Source organism: Amycolatopsis sp. NPDC004079 (assembly GCF_040610415.1).
Lineage (GTDB): Bacteria > Actinomycetota > Actinomycetes > Mycobacteriales > Pseudonocardiaceae > Amycolatopsis > Amycolatopsis halotolerans.
On sequence record NZ_JBEXMH010000146.1, the window covers coordinates 1 to 6,681 of the forward strand.

7 protein-coding genes are annotated in these 6,681 nt (G+C 70.5%); 3 read left to right on the forward strand and 4 right to left on the reverse strand.

From position 1 onward, the window contains the following. The first annotated feature begins 347 nt into the window (after window positions 1-347). The 3 genes from ABZX37_RS49100 to ABZX37_RS49110 all read left to right on the forward strand — a co-directional run bounded on the left by ABZX37_RS49100 (window position 348) and on the right by ABZX37_RS49110 (window position 2,643). Window positions 348-1,310, forward strand: coding sequence for an aldo/keto reductase (locus ABZX37_RS49100; RefSeq protein ID WP_354751229.1), 963 nt, complete (start codon window positions 348-350; stop codon window positions 1,308-1,310). A 98-nt stretch (window positions 1,311-1,408) separates the two neighbouring features. Further along, window positions 1,409-2,422: a hypothetical protein gene (locus ABZX37_RS49105; protein ID WP_354751230.1), complete on the forward strand. Its 1,014-nt coding sequence runs from the start codon at window positions 1,409-1,411 to the stop codon at window positions 2,420-2,422. Beyond that, a complete protein-coding gene (locus ABZX37_RS49110) occupies window positions 2,419-2,643 on the forward strand; it encodes a DUF5703 family protein (RefSeq protein WP_354751231.1) in 225 nt (74 codons plus the stop codon). The genes ABZX37_RS49105 and ABZX37_RS49110 overlap by 4 nt, the downstream gene beginning before the upstream one ends. Window positions 2,644-2,705: 62 nt before the next feature. Here the strand turns inward: ABZX37_RS49110 and ABZX37_RS49115 are convergent, their stop codons facing one another. Genes ABZX37_RS49115 through ABZX37_RS49130 form a run of 4 tightly spaced genes read right to left on the reverse strand, consistent with a single transcriptional unit; the run spans window position 2,706 to window position 6,278 of the window. After that, window positions 2,706-3,434: an SRPBCC domain-containing protein gene (locus tag ABZX37_RS49115; RefSeq protein WP_354751232.1), complete on the reverse strand. Its 729-nt coding sequence runs from the start codon at window positions 3,432-3,434 to the stop codon at window positions 2,706-2,708. Further along, on the reverse strand, window positions 3,427-4,029 hold the full coding sequence (locus ABZX37_RS49120) for a helix-turn-helix domain-containing protein (protein WP_354751233.1): 603 nt from the start codon (window positions 4,027-4,029) through the stop codon (window positions 3,427-3,429). The genes ABZX37_RS49115 and ABZX37_RS49120 overlap by 8 nt, the downstream gene beginning before the upstream one ends. A gap of 33 nt (window positions 4,030-4,062) precedes the next feature. Beyond that, entirely contained in the window at window positions 4,063-4,956 is an 894-nt protein-coding gene (locus ABZX37_RS49125; RefSeq protein WP_354751234.1) for an alpha/beta fold hydrolase, read from the reverse strand. Next, entirely contained in the window at window positions 4,956-6,278 is a 1,323-nt protein-coding gene (locus ABZX37_RS49130) for a M20/M25/M40 family metallo-hydrolase (protein ID WP_354751235.1), read from the reverse strand. Before ABZX37_RS49130 ends, ABZX37_RS49125 begins: the two co-directional genes overlap by 1 nt. Window positions 6,279-6,681 lie beyond the last annotated feature (403 nt).

A 6,681-nucleotide genomic window follows, 5' to 3' on the forward strand; every position in this document is an offset into this window, starting at 1 on the left:
CTCTTTGGGCCACACCACCCCGTAGTTTGATTTACCTGACGGTTCGGGTTTGATTGACTAGGAGGTATAGATGCATTTACATGCACCCTGGGCTCCTTGAGGGAATCAGATTCCGTCAAGGAGCCCTTCACGGACCACAGGACGCAGCCACTTGGTGATAAATCGGGCATTTCGACACTGCTGACGTCCTTTGTGGATGGTCAGCGGCCCGAGGTCACGCGGCTTGAGTTCCTGGCATGGGGATGCAGAGTCCCTCGGGGTTCCCCGCACGGACCGGCGGCCGCATTTCGTCGACACGCGTCACCTTGATCGGGTCGCGGGGGGTGCGCCCACTAGGCTCGGCGGTCGTGGAAAAGCGACAGCTCGGCCGGTCGGGACTGCGGATATCGCGGATGGCCCTCGGCACCATGACGTGGGGCGGCGACACCGATCCGGACGAGGCGGCCAGCCAGCTGGTCGCGTTCGTCGACGCGGGCGGCACGCTCGTGGACACCGCCGACCTGTACGCCGGCGGCGAGGCCGAGCGGATGCTCGGCGAACTGCTGTCGGACCTGGTCCCGCGCGAGGACATCGTGCTGGCCACCAAGACTGTCGCCCGCCGCGGGGACGGCCCGTTCGGCGGCGGGGCCTCGCGCGGCGCGCTGCTGTCCGCGCTCGAAGGATCGCTGCGGCGGCTTCGCACCGACCACATCGACCTCTGGCAGCTGCACGCGTGGGATTCCTGCGTGCCGATCGAGGAAACGCTGTCCGCGCTCGACTACGCGGTGACGAGCGGCAAGGTCCGCTACGTGGGCGTGTCCAACTACGCGGGCTGGCAGCTCGCGACGGCCGCCTCGCTCGCCACCGTGCCGCTCGTGTCCGGGCAGTTCGAGTACTCGTTGCTGGAACGCGGCATCGAACGCGAAGTCGTCCCGGCCGCCGCGCACCACGGGATCGGCGTGCTGCCGTGGGCTCCGCTCGGCCGCGGCGTCCTCACCGGGAAGTACCGCACCGGCACGCCCGCGGACTCGCGCGGCGCGTCCTCCGAGTACGCGGGATACGTCGAACACCACCGCACCGAACGCGCCGCACGGATCGTGCAGGCCGTCGTGACCGCCGCCGAGGGCCTCGGCACGTCGCCGCTCGCGGTGGCGCTCGCCTGGGTCCGGGACCGGCCCGGCGTGGCCGCCCCGGTCGTCGGAGCGCGCGACACCGGCCAGCTCACCGGCTCGCTCGCGGCCGAGGACCTGACCCTTCCCCCGGCCATCCGCAGCGCGCTGGACGACGTCAGCGGCGTCGGCTTCGGCTATCCGGAACGGGGCACCCGGTGAGCCGCAGGTGTCGGGTCGGTGACACGGGCGTGACGGTTCGGCATTCGGAGAGGATGCTGGAGGGACCTGTTCGCCGGAGCTTTGCTGGAGGTTTCAAGGTGCGTCGGCTCACCGCCGCGTCGCGGATCGCGATCCCGCTGGCCGGTGCGCTCGCGCTGTCCGCCTGCTCGTCCTCGGCCGAACCGAAGGACAACCTGCAGGTCGTGGCCAATCCGACGGCCGCGAAACCGGCCGTCTCCCCCGCCCGCGCGGTGCCGCCGGCCGGGCAGGTGCTGCCGATGCCGGTGGTGTCCGCGATCGCGACCGACCAGCAGAGCCACACCCTCGTCGTGGCGCTCTCACAGCCGCCTGAGCTGCGACTTTACGATCTCGGCTCGCTCGGCGCCCCGAAGAAGACGGTCGCCCTCCCCGGTCCGGCGGAATCGCTCAGCGTGTCCGGCGGCCAGGCGCTCGCCGGAGTCCCGGGCAAGGGCGTGCTCGCCCGCGTCGCGCTGCCGAGCGGGCAGCTGACCGCCGAGAAGGTCGCCGGACAACCCGCCGCCGGAACCGCCGACGGACCGGACACGCTCGTCGCGGTCCGCGACCGCAAGGCCGTCGAGGTACTGGCCAACGGCACCGTCGCGAAGACGATCACCGGCCAGCTGTACAGCGCCGACGACGTGGTCAACACCGGCAACGGCGTCGTGGTCCTCGACCGGCTGCGCACCGCCGTGTTCAGCGTGGACGTCCAAGCCGGAACCATGGACGAAGGCCTCCGCGCGGGCGACGGCGCGGCCAACGCGGTCGCCGATTCGTACGGCCGCGTGCTGGTCACCGACGCCCGCGCGGGCGCACTGCTCGCGTTCTCCACCAACCCCCTGATCCTCCGCCAGCGCTACCCGGTCCCGGGCGGCGCGTACGGCATCGCGTACGACGCGAAACGCAGCCTGGCGTGGATCACCCTGACCGCCCGCAACGAGGTCGTCGGCTACGACGTCCGCGGCGGAGAGCCCGTCGAGAAATACCGATTCCCGACCGTGCGCCAGCCGGACACGGTGGGCGTCGACGACCAGAGCGGCCGCGTGTTCGTCGGCTCGGCCGCGGGAGAAGGGACCCAGGTGATCCAGCCATGACGACAGTCGACGAGGCGGTGGTCGAAGGGGATTGGGAGTATCGCCGCCTGCGCCTCCCCCCTGCGGTGTCCCGGCGCGCGGCGATGATCCAGCTTTCGATTCACGCCGAGTTCGCGGGATGGGAGCTGCGGACGGTGCGGCTGTATGCCGACGGGACTCGGCGGGTCTGGCTGCGGCGGAAGCGGTCCGCTGTGGATCACTCGACCGGGTTGGCTACCTGAGGCGTTGATCGCGGGGCTTGGCTGTGCGGGCGGCGCCGGTTTTCGACACCGCCCGTCCATCCTCAGCTGAGCGCGGCCATCCACTCCGCCCACTTGGCTTCCTCGGCCACAGCGTCCACGTCCGGCGCGACGATGTGGTGGGTCGCCACCAGCGGGCCGCGGAAGCCTTGCATGAAGCAGAAAAGGCCCTCGTCAGTACGGATTCCGACGGTCTGGTCGTTGACCGCGTAAAGCACGCCGTCGGCACCGGCCAGCCGGACCTTCGCGCCGATGGTCAACTCCTCCACGCCCAATTCCTTCGCCAGCGCGGCCCACAGCGCAGGCCAGTCCGCGATCACCGTCGGCCCGAACGCGGTGACCGGCTTCGCTGTCCGGCCCGGGAAGTGCCGCACGAACTCCACCAGGTTGCGGAAGAACAGCGCGCCGCCCGCCTGCATGGCCTCGAACTCGTCTGCCCAGTCGTCGCCGGGCAGGAAGCCGCTCGTGACGCAGCGGATCACCGAACTGCCGCCGTCGCGGCCCTCGACGAGGAATTCGTACGCGATCCGCCGTCCGTCCGGCCCTGGTTCGCCGCCGTAGGCCAGGCGGTTCGGCGGGTCCCACGCGGTGATCGCGTGCGTCGGCTCGTAGGCGGCGAACGCTCCGCGCACCGCGCCGCCGACCCCGCCTTCGACCTCGTTGCGGCCCATGAACCAGGAGTCGATGCCCGGCCCGGTCGCGATCGCGGCCCAGACCTGTTCCGGCTCGACCGGGACCTCGGCGACGTCGATCTCCCGGAATTCCTTACCCATGCTCGTTTTCCTCCCCCATCGGCACGCTCGGGTGCACCGCCAGCACGACCCGGTGCGCGCGGCCGTTCTCGGCCTTTTCGTCGTGGTACTTCCCCACCAGAGTGGTCACCGCGGTCGCCAGTTCTTCGGCGAACGCGGCCCGGTCGGCCGCCGAGGCGAACCGGACCTCGCCGTCCAGCGCGAAGGTCGCGACGCGCTTTTTCGCTTTCGCCGCACCGGTGATCAGGATTCCGACGTCGCGCACCAGCCGTCCCGCGACCGCCAGCAGCCAGCGGGCGGACAGCCGGTCCGGCGACTGCGCCGGGTCGGGCTGCACGGCCGCGAGCGCGGTCGGCGAGATCACGTACGACGACGCGGTCGCCCGCATCATCCGCTCGGTGACGTTGCCTTTGCGCCGCTCCTCGACCAGCTCCACGAGCCCGTGCTTTTCCAGCGCGCGCAAGTGGTAGTTCACTTTCTGCCTCGGCAGGTCGACGCGGGCGGCCAGCATCGTCGCCGAGGCCGGCTGCGCCAGTTCGGCCAGCAGCCGGGCGCGGACCGGGTCCAGCGACACCTCGGCCGCGGCCGCGTCCTCGATCACCGCAACGGGAAACATGCGTCCCATCGTCGCGTCAGAACACTCAGCTTGTCAAGACAGATTTTGTTGTCGGTGGACCTCGTTGACGACCGACGCGATCCGCGGGACCACCTGCGCGGCGGCCTCCAGGGGGACGACGTGCCCCACGCCGGGCAGCACGACGGCGTATCCCCGGGCGAGCCCGCGCACGAACTGCTCGACGTCGGCGGGCGCGACGATCCGGTCCCGCTCCCCCACGATCGCCGTCACCGGCAGGTCTCCGGCCAGCGTCAACGCGGCGTCGCGCGCATAGGCGTCGAGCGCGGGCCGGAACTGCGAGATGGTGTGCGGCCAGTTGCCGCGGATCATCTTGACGGTCAGCTCGACCAGGTCCGGGTCGGGATCGTCGCCGAACAGCCACCAGCGCAGCCCGGCGCTCACCGCGCGGCTGGTGTGCTCGCGGACCAGGCCGTACAGTTTCGCGCCCAGCACCAATTCCAGGTCCTGCGCGACTTTCCCGAGCGCGTTGGGCCAGGCCGCGGACGCCTCGGTGGCGATCCGCCCGGACGACGTCGACAGCAGCACCAGCCCGCCGGCGCGCGCGGCGAACAGCTCCGGATGCCGCTGGGTCAGCGACATGACCGCGAGCCCGCCCATGTCGTGCCCGACCAGCACGACGCGACCGTGCGGGACGGCCCGCTCGATCACCTCGGCGAGGTCGTCCGCGAGCCGGCCCATCGTCGCGGTGCCGCGCGCGGCCCGGCCGGATTCGCCGTGCCCGCGGTGGTCGTAGCTGACCACCGCGAGCGGCTGCTCGACCGCGTCCGGGAGCACCGGGGCGATCCGGCCCCAGCTGCGCTGGTCGAGCGCGTAGCCGTGCAGCAGCACGACCGTCACGGCCGCCGCCGGATCGCCCCTGCACACGAGGTGCAGGGGCGTGCCGTCGGCGAGCCGGAACCCGGGCATCAGGACGAGCGGAGGAACCGGTCCAGCACACGGACGCCGAACTTGAGCGCGTCGACCGGGACGCGCTCGTCGACCCCGTGGAAGAGCCCGGAGAAGTCGAGGTCGGCGGGCAGTTTCAGCGGCGCGAAGCCGAAGTTGCGGATGCCGAGCTGCTGGAACGACTTCGCGTCGGTGCCGCCGGAGAGCATGTACGGCAGGGTGCGCGCGCCCGGGTCCTCGGCGAGCACCGCGGCGGTCATGGCGTCGACGAGCGCGCCGTCGAACGTCGTCTCGACCGGCGGCAGCTCCATCCACTCCTTCTCGATGTCCGGGCCGAGCAGCTCGTCCAGCTCCCGGTCGAACGCCTCGAGCCGGCCAGGCAGGATGCGGCAGTCCACCGCCGCCTCGGCCACCGACGGAATCACGTTCGACTTGTAGCCCGCGGTGAGCATCGTCGGGTTCGCGGTGTCGCGCAGGGTCGCGCCGATCATCCGGGAGATGTTGCCCAGCTTCGCGACCGCGCCCTCGAGATCGTCCTCGGGAAAGTCCCAGCCGGTGATCTCCGTGACCCCCGCGAGGAACTCGCGCACGGAATCGGTCAGCACCAACGGGAACTGGTGCTGCCCCAGCTTCGCCACGGCCTCAGCCAGCTTGGTGACCGCGTTGTCGCGGTGGATCATCGACCCGTGGCCCGCGGTGCCGCGCACGCGCAGCTTCATCCAGCGGATGCCCTTCTCGGCCGTCTCGATCACATACGCGCGGACGTTGTCCTTCAAGGTGATCGAGAAGCCGCCGACCTCGCTGATCGCCTCAGTGACGCCCTCGAACAACTCCGGCCGGTGCTCGACCAGCCACTGCGCCCCGAACTTGCCGCCCGCTTCTTCGTCGGCGACGAACAGGAACACGAGGTCACGCGGCGGCACGATATTGTTGATCTTGTAGTGTCGGGCCAGGGCCAGCGTCATGCCGACCATGTCCTTCATGTCGACCGCGCCGCGCCCCCACACGTACCCGTCCTGGACCGCCCCCGAGAACGGATGCACCGACCACTCGGCCGGATCCGCGGGGACGACGTCGAGGTGGCCGTGGATCAGCAACGCCCCGCGACTGGGGTCCGCCCCGGGCAGCCGCACGATGACGTTGTGCCGGTCCTTGCCGCCGGACTCGACGTAGGTGATCTCGTACCCGGCGTCAGTCAGCTTCTCCGCGACGTACTCAGCCGCGACGCGCTCCCCCACGAGGGTTTCGGGGTCGCCGGTGTTGGTGGTGTCGATGCGGATGAGCTCGCTGGTAAGCGTGACAGCCTCGTCCGCGGCGGCGTCGATCAAGTTCGGTTGGGTCACCGGCCATTCCTATCATCCGCAGCGGAGAGACGCCGTCGTCCCGGCGAGTGGAACCCAGCACCGGGCGCGCCGAGCAGAAGTCCGTGAGGGGAACCCCGAGGGAATCAGAGTCCCTCAGGGTTCCCCTCACGACCCGCATTCCCTCAAGGACCCCTTCACGGACCGCCCCCACGGCCGCGACCGCGATGCACCCAATGTGGCATTGGGTGCATCGCACGCACCCAATGTGGCGTTCGGTGCATCTGACGCACCCAATGTGGCATTGGGGCGCTAGCCCCAACCCGAAACCGCCGCCGATACACCCAACGATCGAGGCACCCAGCCCCTCCCCCGCACCCCGATACGAAGCCTTCCCTGCGGTTCGGGGGTGCTTGTCAAGGCATCTTTCCCGCCTTGACAAGCA